General features: G+C 47.0%; 15 protein-coding genes. 4 read left to right on the forward strand and 11 right to left on the reverse strand.

Going from position 1 to position 16,530, the window contains the following annotated elements; translation table 11 throughout:
• Positions 1-3: 3 nt before the first annotated feature.
• Positions 4-837, reverse strand: a complete 834-nt coding sequence (gene speE / locus FLK61_RS18260; protein ID WP_176010777.1) for a spermidine synthase — start codon at positions 835-837, stop codon at positions 4-6.
• A gap of 73 nt (positions 838-910) precedes the next feature.
• Here speE and FLK61_RS18265 point away from each other — a divergent pair, with 73 nt between their 5' ends.
• Positions 911-1,597: a hypothetical protein gene (locus FLK61_RS18265; RefSeq protein ID WP_176010778.1), complete on the forward strand. Its 687-nt coding sequence runs from the start codon at positions 911-913 to the stop codon at positions 1,595-1,597.
• Between the two features lie 294 nt (positions 1,598-1,891).
• Here FLK61_RS18265 and FLK61_RS18270 read toward each other — a convergent pair whose 3' ends face one another.
• A complete protein-coding gene (locus FLK61_RS18270; RefSeq protein ID WP_176010779.1) occupies positions 1,892-2,671 on the reverse strand; it encodes a hypothetical protein in 780 nt (259 codons plus the stop codon).
• 604 nt (positions 2,672-3,275) lie between these two features.
• Between FLK61_RS18270 and FLK61_RS18275 the strand changes: the two genes are divergently transcribed.
• Positions 3,276-5,348 carry a transglycosylase domain-containing protein gene (locus FLK61_RS18275; RefSeq protein ID WP_176010780.1) on the forward strand — a complete coding sequence of 691 codons (2,073 nt, stop codon included), beginning with the start codon at positions 3,276-3,278 and terminating at the stop codon, positions 5,346-5,348.
• Between the two features lie 331 nt (positions 5,349-5,679).
• On the opposite strand, the gene FLK61_RS18280 is transcribed toward FLK61_RS18275, so the two are convergent.
• The gene (locus tag FLK61_RS18280; RefSeq protein ID WP_176010781.1) at positions 5,680-5,832 is read right to left on the reverse strand and encodes a hypothetical protein; all 153 of its coding nucleotides are present in this window, start codon (positions 5,830-5,832) and stop codon (positions 5,680-5,682) included.
• A gap of 692 nt (positions 5,833-6,524) precedes the next feature.
• Positions 6,525-7,061, reverse strand: coding sequence for a YwhD family protein (locus FLK61_RS18285; RefSeq protein WP_176010782.1), 537 nt, complete (start codon positions 7,059-7,061; stop codon positions 6,525-6,527).
• 137 nt (positions 7,062-7,198) lie between these two features.
• Between FLK61_RS18285 and thmT the strand changes: the two genes are divergently transcribed.
• The gene (gene thmT / locus FLK61_RS18290) at positions 7,199-7,387 is read left to right on the forward strand and encodes a 2-hydroxymuconate tautomerase (protein ID WP_176010783.1); all 189 of its coding nucleotides are present in this window, start codon (positions 7,199-7,201) and stop codon (positions 7,385-7,387) included.
• A 518-nt stretch (positions 7,388-7,905) separates the two neighbouring features.
• Here thmT and abc-f read toward each other — a convergent pair.
• From abc-f to FLK61_RS18315, 5 genes are all read right to left on the reverse strand, one after another.
• On the reverse strand, positions 7,906-9,474 hold the full coding sequence (gene abc-f / locus FLK61_RS18295) for a ribosomal protection-like ABC-F family protein (RefSeq protein ID WP_176010784.1): 1,569 nt from the start codon (positions 9,472-9,474) through the stop codon (positions 7,906-7,908).
• Positions 9,475-10,169: 695 nt separating this feature from the next.
• The gene (locus tag FLK61_RS18300) at positions 10,170-11,051 is read right to left on the reverse strand and encodes a PhzF family phenazine biosynthesis protein (RefSeq protein ID WP_176010785.1); all 882 of its coding nucleotides are present in this window, start codon (positions 11,049-11,051) and stop codon (positions 10,170-10,172) included.
• A gap of 130 nt (positions 11,052-11,181) precedes the next feature.
• Positions 11,182-11,829: a type A chloramphenicol O-acetyltransferase gene (catA, locus tag FLK61_RS18305; RefSeq protein ID WP_176010786.1), complete on the reverse strand. Its 648-nt coding sequence runs from the start codon at positions 11,827-11,829 to the stop codon at positions 11,182-11,184.
• Positions 11,830-12,400: 571 nt separating this feature from the next.
• Positions 12,401-12,895, reverse strand: a complete 495-nt coding sequence (locus FLK61_RS18310; RefSeq protein ID WP_176010787.1) for a YwgA family protein — start codon at positions 12,893-12,895, stop codon at positions 12,401-12,403.
• Positions 12,896-12,897: 2 nt separating this feature from the next.
• Positions 12,898-14,202 carry an HD domain-containing protein gene (locus tag FLK61_RS18315; RefSeq protein WP_176010788.1) on the reverse strand — a complete coding sequence of 435 codons (1,305 nt, stop codon included), beginning with the start codon at positions 14,200-14,202 and terminating at the stop codon, positions 12,898-12,900.
• A 135-nt stretch (positions 14,203-14,337) separates the two neighbouring features.
• Here FLK61_RS18315 and FLK61_RS18320 point away from each other — a divergent pair, with 135 nt between their 5' ends.
• Positions 14,338-15,168, forward strand: coding sequence for a lipoate--protein ligase family protein (locus FLK61_RS18320; RefSeq protein WP_176010789.1), 831 nt, complete (start codon positions 14,338-14,340; stop codon positions 15,166-15,168).
• 305 nt (positions 15,169-15,473) lie between these two features.
• On the opposite strand, the gene FLK61_RS18325 is transcribed toward FLK61_RS18320, so the two are convergent.
• Both FLK61_RS18325 and FLK61_RS18330 read right to left on the reverse strand, forming a co-directional pair.
• Entirely contained in the window at positions 15,474-15,743 is a 270-nt protein-coding gene (locus tag FLK61_RS18325; protein WP_176010790.1) for a hypothetical protein, read from the reverse strand.
• A gap of 221 nt (positions 15,744-15,964) precedes the next feature.
• On the reverse strand, positions 15,965-16,423 hold the full coding sequence (locus FLK61_RS18330) for a hypothetical protein (protein WP_176010791.1): 459 nt from the start codon (positions 16,421-16,423) through the stop codon (positions 15,965-15,967).
• Positions 16,424-16,530: the final 107 nt, after the last annotated feature.

The raw sequence follows: 16,530 nt of genomic DNA on the forward strand, positions 1-16,530 counted from the left end.
CGCTTATTCTCCCTTCGTCAAGTCCTGGACAAACTTCGGAAGTGCAAACGCCGCGCGGTGGATGTCCTTTGTGTAGTACTTCGTGTCAAGCTCGTGGAAGCGATCCTCTGCAACCTCTAGTGGATCGTGCTTCTTTGATCCGATCGTGAACGTCCATAGTCCGCTTGGGTACGTCGGGATGTTTGCTGTGTAAAGACGCGTGATCGGGAATGTTTGAGAAACATCGCGGAAGGCGTTCTTAATAAGATCCTGGTGGAACCAAGGGTTGTCCGTCTGTGCAACAAAGACGCCGTCCTCTTTAAGTGCCTTCGAAATGCCTTCATAAAAGCCTTTTGTGAATAGGTTTACCGCAGGTCCAACTGGCTCTGTGGAGTCAACCATGATCACGTCGTACTTATTCTCACTTTTCGCAATGTGCATAAAGCCGTCGTCCACCTGCACATCCACGCGTGGATCCTCAAGCTTGCCTGCAATCGATGGCAGGTACTGCTTCGAATACTCAATAACCTTGCCGTCGATCTCGACAAGCGTTGCTGTCTTCACTTCAGGGTGCTTTAAGATTTCGCGAATAACGCCACCATCTCCGCCACCTACAACAAGCACGTGCTCAGGATTTGGATGCGTATGAAGTGGCACGTGTGCCACCATTTCGTGATACACAAACTCATCCTTCTCCGTCGTCATAACCATGCCGTCAAGAAGAAGCATGTTACCGAATTCCTCTGTCTCGACCATATCAAGCTGCTGGAATTCCGTCTTCTCACTTACATATGTGCGCTTAATCTTCGCCGTGATGCCGAAGTTTTCCGTCTGTTTTTCTGTAAACCAAATACTCATCTATCCTTCACCTCATCATTAGGGTTGGGTGCTTTTTCACCTACCTTCTAAAAGTACAGAAAATCGGGGAAACATGCAATCGAAAAAAGGGAGCATTTTTGTATTACTTTGGCTATTCTTTGAAGTTGTTATAAAGCTTCCTATCGATCTGCCGATATATAAGAAAAAAGAGGAGCTGACGATGGTGGAAATTTCACGATTTTCTCAACCAGTCGCAAAGCCAGTCAAGCCACAGTCGCAGGATAACGCCACGAAGAAGGAAGCACCTGTCGAGAAGCCAAAGACCGAAGAATACGTGCCGTCCGCGCGGCCGAACGTGAAGGAAATGACGCCGGAGGAGCGCGACAATTACATTAGCAATCTCCGCAAACAGTCGGAGCAACACTTTGAGAGCCTTAAAAACCTCGTGAAAAAGATGCTCGAAAAGCAGGGACTCAGCTATCAGGACTTTGTCGATGGCAACGTCGATTTTGATAAGATCGAAGTCGATGACGAAACTCGCGCAGAGGCTGCAGCAGCCATTGCAGACGACGGACCCCTTGGCGCAGAAGCAACAAGTGAGCGCATCGTCAACTTCGCGATCGCCTTATCAGGAGGCGACGTCGAAAAGCTAGGCATCCTCCGAGGCGCAATCGACGACGGCTTTAAAGCCGTCAAAGACATCTTCGGCGAGCTTCCCGAGGTATCAAAGAAGACGTACGACTTGATTCAAGAGAAGTTAAACGCGTGGGAGAAGGCACAAAAAGAACCAGCAGAGTGATGCTGGTTCTTTCTGTGTCTTACTTCTCTCTCTTTGCGTGTTACTTCTGGTAGTTTCCGTTCTACTTCTTCCGTTTTGCGTACTACTTCTCCACATTTCTAACTTACTTCTTTTTTGCGAGTTACTTGAACCAAATTCCGTGCTGTTTCCCGACCGTTCCGCGTTAGTTCTAGCAACTTCCGTGTTACTTCTATACATTTGTGCATTACTTCTTTTGAGCGTAGAAGCTCACACCTGATGCCGCTACTTAACAGGGCTCTTTTTATATGTATACCGTTCATTTTCCATAACAAATCATCCCCGCACCTTCACCAGCTTTTCATAAAGATTAAGCTGCGATGCCGATGCAAATACGGCATAGGCAAGGATGATAAGCGGAATAGAGAAGATGGTTAAATTGAATGCACCGATCCAATCGATCGCAGCAGGGATCCAAAAAGTAGCTGTTATAAATATAAGGTGCACTACAATAACTTGCATAATCGCTGCATGCACCTCAGACGTACTTTCTCTTAAATATTGTCGTGCACGCTTTCCGCTGCTCAACGTATCCTCGTCGTCCAACACTACCGTAAACTCCCAGAATACAAGCAATATTCGGATAGCAAAAAATATCACTACAACGACAATTCCTAGCATTCCTCCGGCGATAGCCCCACCTATCAAAATTAACACAAAGACTGCTTCCACACCAATCATGGGGAGAAAATACCGTTTCACTCCCTCCGCAAAAACTGCTGTACTAGAACGATTCGCCCCTTCACGACGAACAGTCTCATCTAATAAATACACATAACCAGCGTTTACAAATGCCTTGCTCACTAATGAAAAAATCAGAAACACTCCTATTAATATAAGGTTGCCAAATTGGGCTAATGCTTCTCCTATATTTCCATACAAACCGACAAGTGAAGGCGTAACAGGTTGTATAGTCACCGCAAATTGAAATGGATAGCCTACCGAATAAGAGCTAGAGAAAATAGAAATTAAGACAAAGAATAAAAACAGATCAATTATTAGCGGAACAGCAACAAGATCCGGACTCCGCTTAAGCTTATCAAAAGGAAAATTCATATGACTCACTCACCCTTTCCATTTAAGTAAGCATATCTCATTTCCAATAAAGTTACTATTCAATTAGAAAACTCACGCGACCATCAAACTGAAACTTCCTCAACACCCTTACAAGTTAGTACTTACTAAGCCATTTTTATTAACTTACTCGTAGAGCTGATCTTAATTCCCTCAACCTTCAGCAAAGTTTAGATCTAGGTCTTGGTCTTGGTCTTGGTCTTGGTCTTGCACTTGACCTCACCTAATCTTAGCTTTTGCCCTTCCTTTAAAGAAGCTCTAGAGCTGGCAGACTCGGAGGATGCCCGGAGACAATTAGTAGGAATAGGATGGAGCTGAGACCACGCAGGAAGGCGCTTAGAGGGAGACGGCAGTCGACCTCTGCCGACGAGTAGGCTCAGATTCAGACCCTACTAATGTCGTAGGGTATTCGCAGAGCTGACAGCTCCTACACCTATGAAGTTAGAAGAACTGAACGAATCTAGTTAGCACTTAAGCAAACAAGCTCGAAGAGCTGCACCAAGCTAGTTGGCACTTCATTAACCAACGGGCTTTGTGAATAACTCTTTCCCTCCTTACCCATACTATCCCTAAGGAGGGAATCTCTATGAACCCAAGACGCAATAAACATAAACGACGCCTACGCCTTTGGACTATTCCTATCTTTTTTATTCTCACCTGCGCATTGCTCGCAGGAGGCGTCGTCTTCTATGCGTACCAGATGGAAGCACCGCCGCTTCAAGTCGCGCAAACGACCACTCTGTATGCACAGGATGCAAGCCCGATCGGCGAATTTGAGCACAGCGAACAGCGCTACTGGATCCCGATCGATGAAATGGGAACCGCCATACAAGAGGCCACCCTCGCCGTCGAGGATCGCCGCTTTTATTCGCACCCTGGCCTCGATCCCGTGCGGATCACGAGAGCCATCATTACCAACCTTCAGACTGGGCGAAAATCAGAAGGAGCCAGCACCATTACACAACAGTACGCCCGAAATTTATACCTTTATCACGATAAAACATGGGAGCGCAAGCTCCATGAAGCTTTTTATGCACTACGTCTTGAGCTCCACTATTCAAAAGAAGAAATACTCGAGGGATATTTAAACACCATCTATTATGGACACGGCGTCTACGGAATTCAGGCAGCGGCCGACGCGTACTTCTCGAAGCCCGCACAAGAGCTCACCTATGCAGAGGCAGCAATGCTTGCTGGGATCCCGAAAGGACCGAGCGTGTACTCTCCATTCATAGACGAAGAAGCGGCGCGCGAGCGTCAGCGGATCGTGCTTGCCTCCTTGACTGCCGCAGGCTTCACCTCTCCTGAGGAGGAGCGCACGTATGTAAATGAGTCACTCTCGTTTACCCAAAAAGATCGCGCTAAGACCTTCGCTCCACACTTTAAGGACGCGGTGCGCGCCGAGCTGATGCGCGCTGGGATCGACGAAGAGGTGATTAATCGCGGTGGCCTGAAGATCTACACGACGCTTGACGTAGAGATGCAGGAGCACGCGGAGGCGCTTGTGCAGGAGCAGTTGACCGAGGCGAACGTCGAGGTTGCGCTCACGGCTCAGGATCCGCGGACGGGTGCGGTCGTTGCGATGATCGGCGGGAAGGACTACGACGAGTCGGCCTTTAACCGTGCGGTGCAGGCGCGCAGGCACTCTGGCTCGACAATGAAGCCCTTCCTTTACTACGCCGCACTCGAGCACGGCCTCCATCCAAATTCGATGCTGAAGAGTGAGGAGACCACCTTCGTCTACGATGAGGGGCGCGAGGAGTACAAGCCGAGCAATTTTAATCATCAGTACGCCAACGACTACATCACCATGCTCCAGGCGCTCGCCCTCTCCGACAATATTTATGCGATGAAGACCCACTTTCTCCTGGGCTTTGATCGTCTGGGTGAAACCGCGCGAGAGTTCGGCATCACAAGTGAGCTCCGAGCCACACCCTCATTGGCGCTCGGCACAGCCGAAGTTGGCGTTTTAGAGATGGGTAACGCCTACGCGCCGTTTGCCAACGGCGGCAGTCGCGTTGCTCCGCAGCTCGTCACGCAAGTAGATGCCGCAGACGGTACGACCATCCTAGAAGTATCGCCGCGCAAGGAGGAAGTCTTAAACCCCGCATATACGGCGATGATGACAAATATGATGCAAGGTATGTTCGAGCCGTCCTTAAACGCGTCGTACGCCTCGGTAACGGGCGCCAGCATTTCGGAGGCGTTGGATCGTCCTGTTGCAGGTAAAAGTGGTTCGACGCTTGCGGACAGCTGGATGATCGGTTTCACGCCACAGCTGTTGACGACGGTGTGGACGGGCTATGACGATGGGTCGTCTTTAGAACGCGGTGACTCTCAGTATGCGAAGAAGCTGTGGGCGGAGTTTATGAAGCGGTCGTTAGATGCCGAGCTGAAGCTTGCGTTTCACGTGCCGGAGAATGTGCATGAGGTAGACATCAATCCGGCAAACGGCTTGCTTGCGTCGGATAGTTGTCCGGTGTCCCGTACGACGTTGTTTTATAACGGCACGGAGCCGACAGACCTCTGCACGTCGCATCTTGCTGATGCGAGTGGTGCGGTGGAAGAAGCAGGTGAGTCGTTGCCGCACCAGCATGAGGGTGGTAGGGAGAGAAGTTGGCTTGGAAGGTTGACGGAGTGGACGCAGGATGAGGATTAAAGGTCAGTCAAGTGCCCGTAACCTTCGGTTCCCCTGCGGAACAAAATTCTGTCGTTAACTCTCTCCCTTTTTATTAGACTACGAGGCGACAAGTCGTTGCCTCGCTTTTCTTTTTGTGGAGAATTTGTTTATAGCTTACTTCTCACTAAATACGCCTTACTTCTATAGTTAAGAAATTATAAGCTACAGGTTACTCCTTTCGGATTCGCTTTAAATTAATTCTCGTATTTGCATAAAGCCGATAGCTGTAAGTATTGATTGAAGATGGTATGAAAGCATTCTTCCTCTAAGGTGACTTTTTAATTCGTATAATGGTTTATAACTAGTATTTTCAATCTATTCGCTGTTTCTTTTTACTAATGTAGAGTGCATTGATTAAAAGAACGACTGCAATCCCTGTCAATCCCCCAAGAAATGAAGGAATGACAGAGCCTCCTCCAGCTAAATCAAATAAGGTGATAAAAATAACAGCTATAACTGCCATAAAGGTGGGCATCCACGGAGATCTCTTAAAAGTAGAGTAAAAGGGTTCTCTATTCGATTGACTCACCAAATCATCCTCTCTTCTATATTTTTGAAAATATAGGCTTTCTTATACACCTACCCTGTTTTTTTAAAATTAAGCACAAAGAAACTAGGCCACGAATGAGCACCTAGTTCTTTGAAATAGTTTTGATTTCTATAAACGAACTTAAAATAAATGGATGACGGCTAATCTAGTTTTAACCTTTTTTAAAAGAAGCTCTAAAGCAGGCAGACTCGGAAGACATTCGGAGACAATCCGTAGGAATAGGCTGGGGGCGCTTAGGAAGAGACGACAGTTGACTCCTGCCTTCTGAGGAGGCTCAGACACAGACCCTACGGATGTCGTAGAATGCCTGCAGAGCTGACTGCTCTTACCACCTAACAAAAGTTACCTTCACTAAACTAGTTGGCATTTTAGCAATTAGAAGCTCGAAGAGCCGCTCTAAGATTGTTGGCACTAAAGCAATTAGCTCAAAGAGCTTCACTAAGCTAGTTTGCACTTCATTCAACACAAAGAAAAACAGACGAAAGGGCATAGGCCTCCTTCGTCTGTTTTCCTGTCTTAGTATATTGCATGTGTGGACTTTAGTGTACCGAAGGTAAGCGTTTCTATCAATGGGAATGCTTTGAATGTCACATTTTGTTCACAAATTAACTAAGGTCTAAATCCTGCTTCAGTTGATCAACGGCATTGTCCCAAAGCTCTTTGTTGTGACCCGTCAAATAATCGCGCAAAATCCGCTTCGATTTGTCGTCCATTTGATCGACTACGATGCGGTGCTTCATCGATTTGTCCATGTTGTTCACGTGCTCCGGCAGGCTCTTATAGCCGCGACGAATCGAGCGGTCAACCGTCATTTCACACGCCGCCACGCCTGCATAGGCTGGCTTGCCGTTAATGTAATCTGTCGTTACCCAAACGAGCCAGTACGGCTTGCCGTTCGGTACCTCTTCCTTCGTTTTCAGAAACTTAATTCCCTTTTCTACCACACTGCGAGCGTGAAGAGCACCCATGTCAACGAACGCTTCCTCTTCTTCAATGTCGATGAAAAGTGGGCTGACGTTATTTAAATTGATCGTTCCTACTCCATAGCCTCCGTGGCCATCAGTGGAATCGTTGCTTAAAATATTGAAGCTCTTACTCATCTTTTTAATCTTCTCATTTTTTAAACGATCTGCTTCATTCATGGTACAAATAGCCTCCTTATACGGGTCATAATACGTTTAGTGTATCACAGTTTTTTTCGTTAGGTCATTCCATACATCCGTTCCTAGTTTTTCTGCTATGATGAAAGGGAAGTGTACATAAAAAGGAGGAGTTATACATGCCAATAGTAACTGTACAAATGCTAGAAGGTCGCACCGACGACCAAAAGCGCGACCTCGTCGCTCGTGTAACAGACGCTGTCTCTGAGACAACGCAGGCACCAAAGGATAAGGTGACAGTTATCATCGAAGAAATGAACCCAGCACACTACGGTGTTGCAGGCGAACGCCCAAGCGATAAGGTGTAAGTAAAAATCCCCTCCTGCATGAAGGTGCAGGGGGGATTTTTTGTGCGGTCCTAACGTGGGTATGAGTTCATAACTCTGTTCCAGAAAGGAAGTCCATAACTTCCACATAAGGAACATAAAAAGCTAATAAGGCACATAAATCAGGAACGGGGAACATAACTCGTTACAACCCTTCCACCAAGTCCATAACTCCTCAATTAGGAACATAAAATCCAAATGCGGCACATAAAACCACAATGAGGAACATAACTCCTCAACCAGGAACATAAAATCCAAATGCGGCACATAAAACCACAACAAGGAACATAACTTTGAAATAAAGAACATAATTCCAATTAAACACGTTATTTCCTTCACTTTTATAGAAAAAGCACGTTAATCAAACCCCAACTAGCGCGATAACATCAGTCATCTTTACCATACAGTGGCATTTCGCGCAGAAAGCTACACGATGCGCGTATTCAATCAAAGAAGTCCATAACTTTGAAATAAAGAACATACCTCCACATAAACACGCTCTACTCCGCCAGCTCTCGTTTCTGTCGCAACAGCTCCTGAAATGTTTGCTCAAGATCCTCTGACGGAGCAACACTGAGCTCGCTCAGCACGCGCGTGATTTCCATTTCTACCTTCATCCGCTCCTCGTCTATAGACGTTGGCTCAGCTCCAGCTTCTTCTTGCTCAAGCGCTGTATATCCACCTTCCACAGACTGAATCACCCCGTCCTCAAAGGAGAGAATCCGTGTCGCTGTATTTTCTAAAAAGCGACGGTCATGGGACACATACAGAATCGTGCCGGGATAGCTCGCGAGCAGGGATTCAAGCGCCTGGACGGCATCGATGTCAAGATAGCTCGTCGGCTCGTCTAAAACAAGGACGTTGGCGCTACTCACAAATAGCTTTGCAAGCGACACCTTAACGCGCTCACCACCGCTCAGCACGCCGACTTTCTTAAACACGTCATCGCGCATAAAACCAAGCCGCGCCAGTACCGTGCGCACCGTCGTCTCGTCTTGGATCGACGTGAGCTCAACGTTTTTGAGGATCGTCTCATTCAACGACAGCCCCTCCAAAAGCTGATCAAAATAGCCAAACGACACCGCCGGCGACACGTAAATCGGTTCTGCCTTACGCATGATCATGTTAAGAAGCGTCGTCTTCCCACTCCCGTTCGCCCCAATAATTGCCACCTTTTCACCAGCACGCACATTCAGATCAAACTCGCGCCAAAGCTCCCGAGCACCAATGCGCCCAGCCACCTTCTCGCCACGAATAATCAGCCGGCGACCAAGCTTCTCCTCATTCGCCACCTGCATTTTAAGCTCCGGCAAATCCTCCGGCTTCTCCACCTTCTCCAGTTGCTCGAGCCGCGTCTGCATCGCCTTCGCACCCTGATTCAGCTTCTTTTGCTTCTTCGCAAAATACGGCTTCGCTCCAGTAATACTCGCCTCCGACGCAGACACATTTTTCGGCTTCTTCGTCGCCCGCTGCGCCCGCTTCTCCTTCTCCGTAACCGCTAGCTCCAGCTGACGCTTCTTCCGCTCATACTTCTCGTATTCACGCTCGTGATGCCGCTCCTCCTCCGCCTTCAGCCGCTCAAAGTCCGAGTAATTACCCGTAAACATATGCACCTCTCCGGCGCGAATCTCCCAGATCTGCGTGCAAATAGCGTCTAAAAAGGCTCTATCGTGAGAAACCACAATAAGCGCCTCTGGGCGATCACGTAGCTGCTTTTCCAGTCTCTCAATATGTGGCGTATCCAAATGCGTCGTCGGTTCATCAGCGAGTAACACACCAGCCTCGTCAGCCAGCAGCTCGTAGATGACCTCCTGCGACACTTCACCGCCACTCTTTTGACCACGCCGAGGCTTAAGTTGTGGCAGTAGCGCCACTGTCGTAGTTGCCGTAACAGTCCCTTTCGTCGGCTCGACGGTTCCTGCCAGCATGTTTAGTAACGTTGTTTTGCCAGATCCGTTGCGACCGACAAGTCCGATGCGGTCCTTTTTGTTGATGGATGCTTGCTTTAAGGTAAAGAGCGTGCGATCTCCTTGTTCACAGGTAATATCGTGTAGATTTATCAATGTCATAAATACCATCTCCATTTCGTTCGTTCATGGAGACTTTCATACAAAAAAGTCCCCTATTTCCGGACATACGTTCAGAATAGGAGACTTGCCGCTTGAGCAAACTGTCAGGTCCTACTCTAATCCTATTCTGAACATCGACAACGCGCACGCAAAAGAAGCCTTCTTTTACGAAGGTTTTTTACACGTATCGTTATCTGCTCATAAAAATAGGATTAGTACTTCATAGACCTACAGTTCACCCTCTTTCAAGTTGTTGGTTTTATCGTAGCAGGTTGTTTTAATAAGTTCAAGGTCAAGATTCTAAGTTCAAGGTCAAGGTCAAGGGCGGAACCTCCGGTTCCCCTGCGCTCTGGGAGCGTCTTTCCTGAGGCGCTAGTTCAACTATTTCAGCCGTCCAGTGGCCGTCTGAAAGGATTTTCACCTACGCGAAAGATTCCTCTAGGAGTCCGCTCCCTCCGCTTCGGTACACCTTCGGCACGTTTTACCATGAAGTCTTTGATTGCTTCTTTCATGTTTGAAGCACTAGTTTAATGGCAATATGGTTCATAAACTTTCTATACGGTTCATACTTTTTGCATACCGTTCATAATTCTTCCATACGGTTCATTCTTTTCGCATACCGTTCATAATTCTTCTGTACGGTTCATTCTTTCCTCATACGGTTCATAAATCTTCTATACGGTTCATTCCTTCTCTTACAGTAGCTCTACCTTTCTCTCCTCCACATACACCGCGTTCCCCGTTATGTGAATGTCGACTGTGTCGCCGCTTCGTGAGACGTGGACGTCGACTCGTCCGTCTTTGCCCATTTCCTGTCCTTGCTCGACGACAAGGTGCAGGTGCTGTTCGTCTTTATTTTCTAAAAAAGAGGCATAGTAGGCTCCCATGACGGCGGAGGCTGTGCCGGTGACGGCGTCTTCGATCGTGCCTGATGCCGCGGACGAGAAGTGGCGGGCGTGCATCTCGGCAGCTGGGTCGTGCGTCGCTAAGCAAAACGGGTGCACCGATGCTGTCGGTAATTCCTTGAGTATTTGAGGGAAATCTTGAGTAGCTGGCACCATTTTGTCGAACGAATCGAGCTCTTTGATCGGAACGAGTAAGGTCCACGTGCCCGTGCTTCCGTACAGGATCGGCAAATCCCCATGAAGCTCGGCTTCCTCAAGTCCGATGGCGTTTGCCAACGCTTCTCGTGAACCAGCAAACTCCATAAATTCCGGCTGCGCCTGCTTCATCGTGATCGCTGAACCATCTATATGTATTGGTAAAATGCCTGCTTTCGTCTCAATCGTAAGCTCCGATTTTCCTCCTAAAAAATTATGAGACTGGCAAGCATAGACCGCCGCCATCGTGCCGTGCCCGCATAAATTCATCTCGTGGCCAGGCGTAAAGTAACGAAATTGGAGATCCGCAACGTCCGACTCGAGCACAAAAGCCGTCTCATTAAAGCCAGCCCGATAAGCAACCTCCTGCATCTCCGCATCAGACAAATCAGCGCCATCAAGCACCACACCCGCAGGATTCCCCTTACCCGGCTCCCTACTAAACGCATCGTATTGATAAACCGTAATCACCTTCATGGTTGGACCTCCTAAAAGGTAGTTATTTATTGTGAAAAAACTATCAAAAAAGCTCTGTAATAAGCTTTTTTGATAGTCCCCTCTAACATGATCATTCATCTACAATTATCGCATAACTTCTACGCGTACATCAGATCCAGTTTTCACATGAGTCAGCTAACAATTGCAACTCGTTGATAAATAAACTAGCGTGATAGCCATCACAAACAGCATGATGCACTTGGACAGAAACAGGGAGTATTGTACGCCCATTTAGTTGCGAGAATTTCCCCGATGTAATAATAGGCGACAAATAATTGCCTCCGTTGTTAACAGATAAATGGAACCCAGTGAATGAACTCCACGGGATCATGGAGATAGGGATCGTATTCTCTGGGACCGGAGTTTTAGGAAATAGCTTCCCGGTATTTTTATATAGATCGACGTCCTTCTCATAGCTTGAATGGAAGAGAGCAAAATCATGTAAGCCTTTCGTCCAAATACTTGAAAAGGTATGCGCCTCTTGATCAAATATAGTATAAGAGGGATAAACTTCTCCCCAATAACCAACCTCTCCATTTGAATCCATCGCCATTCGAAATTCTTTATGGCTATTCGCCACCTTAGACACTAGGTAGATGAAAGCTGGATATATCTTTAAGTGACGCTTTTTTAACTCCACTAACAATTTTGTGATGTCAATGTTACTCGTCATACTAAATGTCGTTTGCTGATTCAAATAGTGATCAAAGTACTCTTTTCTATCCCATTCCTTTTTGTTTATACGGATAAATGTCATTTCTTTCGCCTCCTAAAATTAATGTACCTTGTTTTAGGAGGCGAGTTTCTCTGCTTTAACCATATGTAAACGCTCCTTTCTATACACTCTTTATTTTAAGAAACTTACATAACCTCATCCTCAGTTAACCCTCTCATTTTATTTCCCTTATGTAGCAATGAGTGAAACTTATTCAATTAAAGAATACACGGCGTACATGATGATAACAAACCGTACGCAGAATCCAGATTGCGTACGTACATACCAAAAAGCGTACGCAGACAATCGTCTGCATACGCAACCTAAACTATTAATCTCTCTAAAAGCTAGGCAATGATCTCTCGCCTAGTGATCCTCCCCACAAAAAAGAGGATGACGCTGTATACCACAACCGTCACCCGCAGGTCCTCCGGAGCGTCTGACGGCGACTCAGGCAGGAGGTCTTAGCGTTTCCGAAAATCCTTTTGCACGGCCGCTGGCCGGGCAAAATAGTTGAGGTAGCCCTGCCGAACGCGTCCGTCAGTAAGCGCAGGAGGACCGGAGGTCCCGCACGTAATCACTTGACCTCCAACATAGAAAAACAATCTGCCTATTAAGAACGCAACCTCTCAATATACCGATAAGCCTCATCAATATCCTCATCCGAATAATTCTGCTTCGCCTTCAGCTTATACACCTTCGCCTTCACTTCCTCCTTCGAAAGCTCCTCGAAGTACAGCACCGTCGACACAAGCTCCAAAAACTTCGACGACTGCTCGTTCATATCCTGAAGCATCGCTTCCTTCGCAGGAAGCGCGTCAGGCGCCATTTGCAAAAATGCCTCACCCTTTTCAGAAAGCTGGTAGCGGTACTGCTGGTAGCCAGCCTTCTTCTCCTTCACTTCCTCAATAAACTGCACGTTGCACATCTCTTCGACGCGAAGCGTCAGCTCCTCGGAGTAAGGACCGAACATATGAAACTGATACTTTTCGTAAAACGGCAAGTCCAATTTCTTTGCGATGTACACCATCTTTTGGAGCTTCTTGCGCCCCACGATTTCGCCGGTTTGCTTCAATAGGGACAGTAGCTTTGCATGCTGATCTAACACAATTATTCCTCCTCTTTCTTTAACAGCGCAAGAATTCGCTGCTTTTCTTCGGCAAACTCAGATTGATCTAGCAACAAATCCTCCGGGTAATAGAGTTTATGATCCGTTCGCTTCTTACCAGAGATCGCCTCGACAACATCTGACTCGCGTGACAGCTCGCGCAACGAACCGTTCGGCATCAATAAATGAATTGGCACACGCTCGTCCTTCTCACCCGGACGGTAAAAATCGTACGGTAAGTCCGACGAGGAATCGACCACTAAATAGTAATGAGGGTCTACCCCAATTTTCTTAAATAAGTCTTGGAGCTCGGGCCAAATAAGCATTTGCTCGCTTGGATCGCACTCGACGTACTGGAACAAATGGCGACGCATAAAGCGCTGGCACAAATCGCGCAGGATGACATCCTCTTCATCCTCCCACTCCTGAAAATAGTAGGAAATCACTGACTCATCTAGACGTATGTAATCCTCTAAGGTCGTCTCGCCACGGAACATCGTGTGGAAATGACGCGGGTTGAGCTTGAATTCATAGCCATTCGCAAGCAAATGCTTGGCGCGGTGCAAAATCTTCGTTAAAATCACCTCGGCGCTGCGGCTCACAGGGTGGAAGTAGACCTGCCAGTACATCTGGTAACGGCTCATGATATAGTCCTCAACCGCGTGCATCCCACTCTGCTTGAAGACCGCCTGATCCTCACTCGGACGCATAACCCGCAAGATGCGCTCCATATCAAAGTTTCCGTAACTCACGCCCGTGTAAAACGCATCGCGTAACAAATAATCCATCCGATCGGCGTCAATCTGACTCGAAATCAAGCTCACGATCAGCTTATTATCGTACGTCTTCGCAATTACGTCCGCCACACGCATTGGGAAATCCGCGCCCATGCGAGACAGTACGCTGTTAATCTCCGTATCCCCTAAAATAATGCGACGCGTCCACTCCTCGTGATCCATATGGAAAACCTTCTCAAATGAATGCGAAAACGGACCGTGCCCCACATCATGTAACAACGCCGCCGCAAGGCAAACAAGACGCTCATCCTTATCCCACTCGCCCTTTTTCTCCAAATTTTCGACCATACGACGCATAATCTCATAGACCCCAAGCGAATGATTAAAACGCGTATGCTCCGCCCCGTGGAACGTCAAATACGTCGTCCCAAGCTGACGAATCCGACGCAGCCGCTGGAACTCACGCGTCCCAACAAGCTCCCAAATCAGCTCATCACGCACATGAATATAGCGATGCACCGGGTCCTTAAACACCTTCTCCTCCTGCAATTGCCCATCCGGCCTCTTCATAAACGCATATCCTCCCTAGACTCTAACGTAGCTTTGTCCATTCTACCCCTATTTGCCCACCGCTTCAATGAGTTCCTTTAAGCCCACATCCTCTGCTATAATCTGATGAGATGATAATGAGAAGGAGCACACAGCATGACACAATCCCTAAGCCCTCTTGGGCAGAAACAATGGTTACTGATCGACCAATCCGTAACAGGATTAACGATGAACCCGATGGAGTCGTTTGCCACTGATGATACCCTTTGTAGACACATTGCTACGCAGGAAGACACCGGCATCGCGCGCACCTGGGTACACGATAAAACCGTGGTGTTAGGCATCCAGGACAGCCGCCTCCCGCACATACAAGACGGCATCTCCTATTTGCAGGAGCAAGGCTACCGCGTCATCGTCCGTAACTCCGGCGGCCTTGCCGTCGTTCTGGACGAGGATGTCTACAACCTGTCGTTACTATTTAAAGAAGAACGCGGCCTCACCATTGACCGTAGCTACGAAGCCATGGTCGAGTTCACGCAGGAACTATTGCCGGAGTTTGGCTCTAGTATTGTAGATGGAGAGGTTGAGACGTCGTACTGTCCGGGCAGATATGATTTAAGCGTTGACGGTAAAAAGTTCGCCGGCATCTCACAACGCCGCATTCGCGGCGGAGTGGCGGTGCAAATTTATTTAGCGATGAAGGAAAGTGGTGCGGCTCGCGCCGAGCTAATTCGTACGTTTTACGAGCGTGCCGTTCAAGGTGCGCCAACGTCGTTTACGTATCCGCAGATTGTGCCGGAGACGATGGCGTCGCTTGCTGAGCACGGGAAGCCAGCGGTATCGAATAAGGAGTTGACGGAGCGCATTGAGGTGGCGCTTCGAGAGCGGGGTATGCTTCAGGAGTTTCCGTGGACGGAAGAGCATGAGGAGATGTTTCAGTATAATTTGGAGCGTATGGTAAAGCGTAATGAGAAGGTTGGGTTGTAAAGATTAAGGTCAAGAACTTAAGGTCAAGGGCGGCACCTACGGTGCCCCTGCGCGGCGATCGCAACTACCTGTGGTGCTTGCTCAACTATTTCCGTCGGCCAAACCAATGGCCGACGGAAAGGATTTTCGCTTCACGGTTGACCCACTGGTAGTACGCTCCCGCCGCTCCGGGTCACCTCCGGAACGGTTTATAGAGAGAGATGACCTTACACCTTCTTTTTTGTGTAGGAAATAGAGCACTAGGCGACAGGACGTTGCCTAGTTTTTCTTTTGTGAGGATTTGTTTATAATAAGTGTTTTAAATTTCATTCACTCACAATGAATTGTTTTTTCTTTCCTTCTTTGATTAACGGCACCGATATCAAAATGATTCCTATGACAAGCTGTATAATACTCAATGTGTATGGGAACCAGCCTCCTATCACACCAATAACTGTTATAACTTGTCCAGGTGGATTTGACCAGCTTGATAAGTCAGGTAAATATACAGCAATAGCTAGATGCATGAACCCGAGCAAAATCGTTCCTGACAAAATGAATAATGAGCCAATAAGGTAATAATAAACGTGTCTCATAAGAGTCCCCCATTTTTAATCTGAAAGCTAGACGAAAGGTAGAAAAATATCGATAACCTAACTTTTATCTTAAATTCGACACTTAGCATTAATTTCCTTTTCATGTATTACAATCCTGTGGTTCATTTCTTCTTCGTACTGTTCATTTATCCGTAGTACGGTTCATTTATCCGCTGCACGGTACATTCTTACTTAATAAAGCTTTATAAATAAATGAAAAACTAAGATCTAGTTGCTGTAGTGCTTGCTTTGCAGTGCGTTTCTTGTTTGTTTAGCAACTTTTTTAACTCAGTAGTGACTTTTTGAAAGTCCCTTTCGCTTATATGCTCCGCTTTGAGAACTATTTCTTTGTTTTTTTGTGTTTGTAAAACAATTTTGTCCTCTAAAAAGTCTGCTTCTTTAATGGTGGAGATCTCTATTTCTTTTCTCGGAGATGGAAAGCCTCGATCAGTCGAGATAATCTCGGAATTAAGGCGCAAGTAGTCAAATTTGTATATGAAAAAATGAGCTAAAGATAGGAATAGCCCAGAGATAAATACAAATAAATTCAACGCTGGGAAATACGGATAAGCACTGGATAACCCTGAGCTAAATAATAATAGTTGTATTACAGCCACCACCATCCACATTACACCTGAAAATATCGTTCTTCCTCTAATTTTGTATGGTATTTTTAACATTGTTCACGATCCTCTCTTTCACATCAATTACATCCAAATATGGAAATATGTTATGCTTTTCAACAGTATAATTCAAAAATTATTTGGAGTGATTGCATGCCTTTTTA

Source organism: Paenalkalicoccus suaedae (assembly GCF_006965545.2).
GTDB classification, from domain to species: domain Bacteria; phylum Bacillota; class Bacilli; order Bacillales; family Salisediminibacteriaceae; genus Paenalkalicoccus; species Paenalkalicoccus suaedae.

Excerpts from the sequence above, each read along its gene's own strand:
- catA (WP_176010786.1), bottom strand. The coding sequence starts at position 11,829 with ATGACATTTATCCGTATAAACAAAAAGGAATGGGATAGAAAAGAGTAC.
- FLK61_RS18285 (WP_176010782.1), bottom strand. The coding sequence starts at position 7,061 with ATGAATGAAGCAGATCGTTTAAAAAATGAGAAGATTAAAAAGATGAGT.
- speE (WP_176010777.1), bottom strand. The coding sequence starts at position 837 with ATGAGTATTTGGTTTACAGAAAAACAGACGGAAAACTTCGGCATCACG.
- FLK61_RS18320 (WP_176010789.1), top strand. The coding sequence starts at position 14,338 with ATGACACAATCCCTAAGCCCTCTTGGGCAGAAACAATGGTTACTGATC.
- FLK61_RS18300 (WP_176010785.1), bottom strand. The coding sequence starts at position 11,051 with ATGAAGGTGATTACGGTTTATCAATACGATGCGTTTAGTAGGGAGCCG.
- thmT (WP_176010783.1), top strand. The coding sequence starts at position 7,199 with ATGCCAATAGTAACTGTACAAATGCTAGAAGGTCGCACCGACGACCAA.
- FLK61_RS18280 (WP_176010781.1), bottom strand. The coding sequence starts at position 5,832 with ATGGCAGTTATAGCTGTTATTTTTATCACCTTATTTGATTTAGCTGGA.
- FLK61_RS18330 (WP_176010791.1), bottom strand. The coding sequence starts at position 16,423 with ATGTTAAAAATACCATACAAAATTAGAGGAAGAACGATATTTTCAGGT.
- FLK61_RS18325 (WP_176010790.1), bottom strand. The coding sequence starts at position 15,743 with ATGAGACACGTTTATTATTACCTTATTGGCTCATTATTCATTTTGTCA.
- FLK61_RS18265 (WP_176010778.1), top strand. The coding sequence starts at position 911 with ATGCAATCGAAAAAAGGGAGCATTTTTGTATTACTTTGGCTATTCTTT.
- abc-f (WP_176010784.1), bottom strand. The coding sequence starts at position 9,474 with ATGACATTGATAAATCTACACGATATTACCTGTGAACAAGGAGATCGC.
- FLK61_RS18270 (WP_176010779.1), bottom strand. The coding sequence starts at position 2,671 with ATGAATTTTCCTTTTGATAAGCTTAAGCGGAGTCCGGATCTTGTTGCT.
- FLK61_RS18275 (WP_176010780.1), top strand. The coding sequence starts at position 3,276 with ATGAACCCAAGACGCAATAAACATAAACGACGCCTACGCCTTTGGACT.
- FLK61_RS18315 (WP_176010788.1), bottom strand. The coding sequence starts at position 14,202 with ATGAAGAGGCCGGATGGGCAATTGCAGGAGGAGAAGGTGTTTAAGGAC.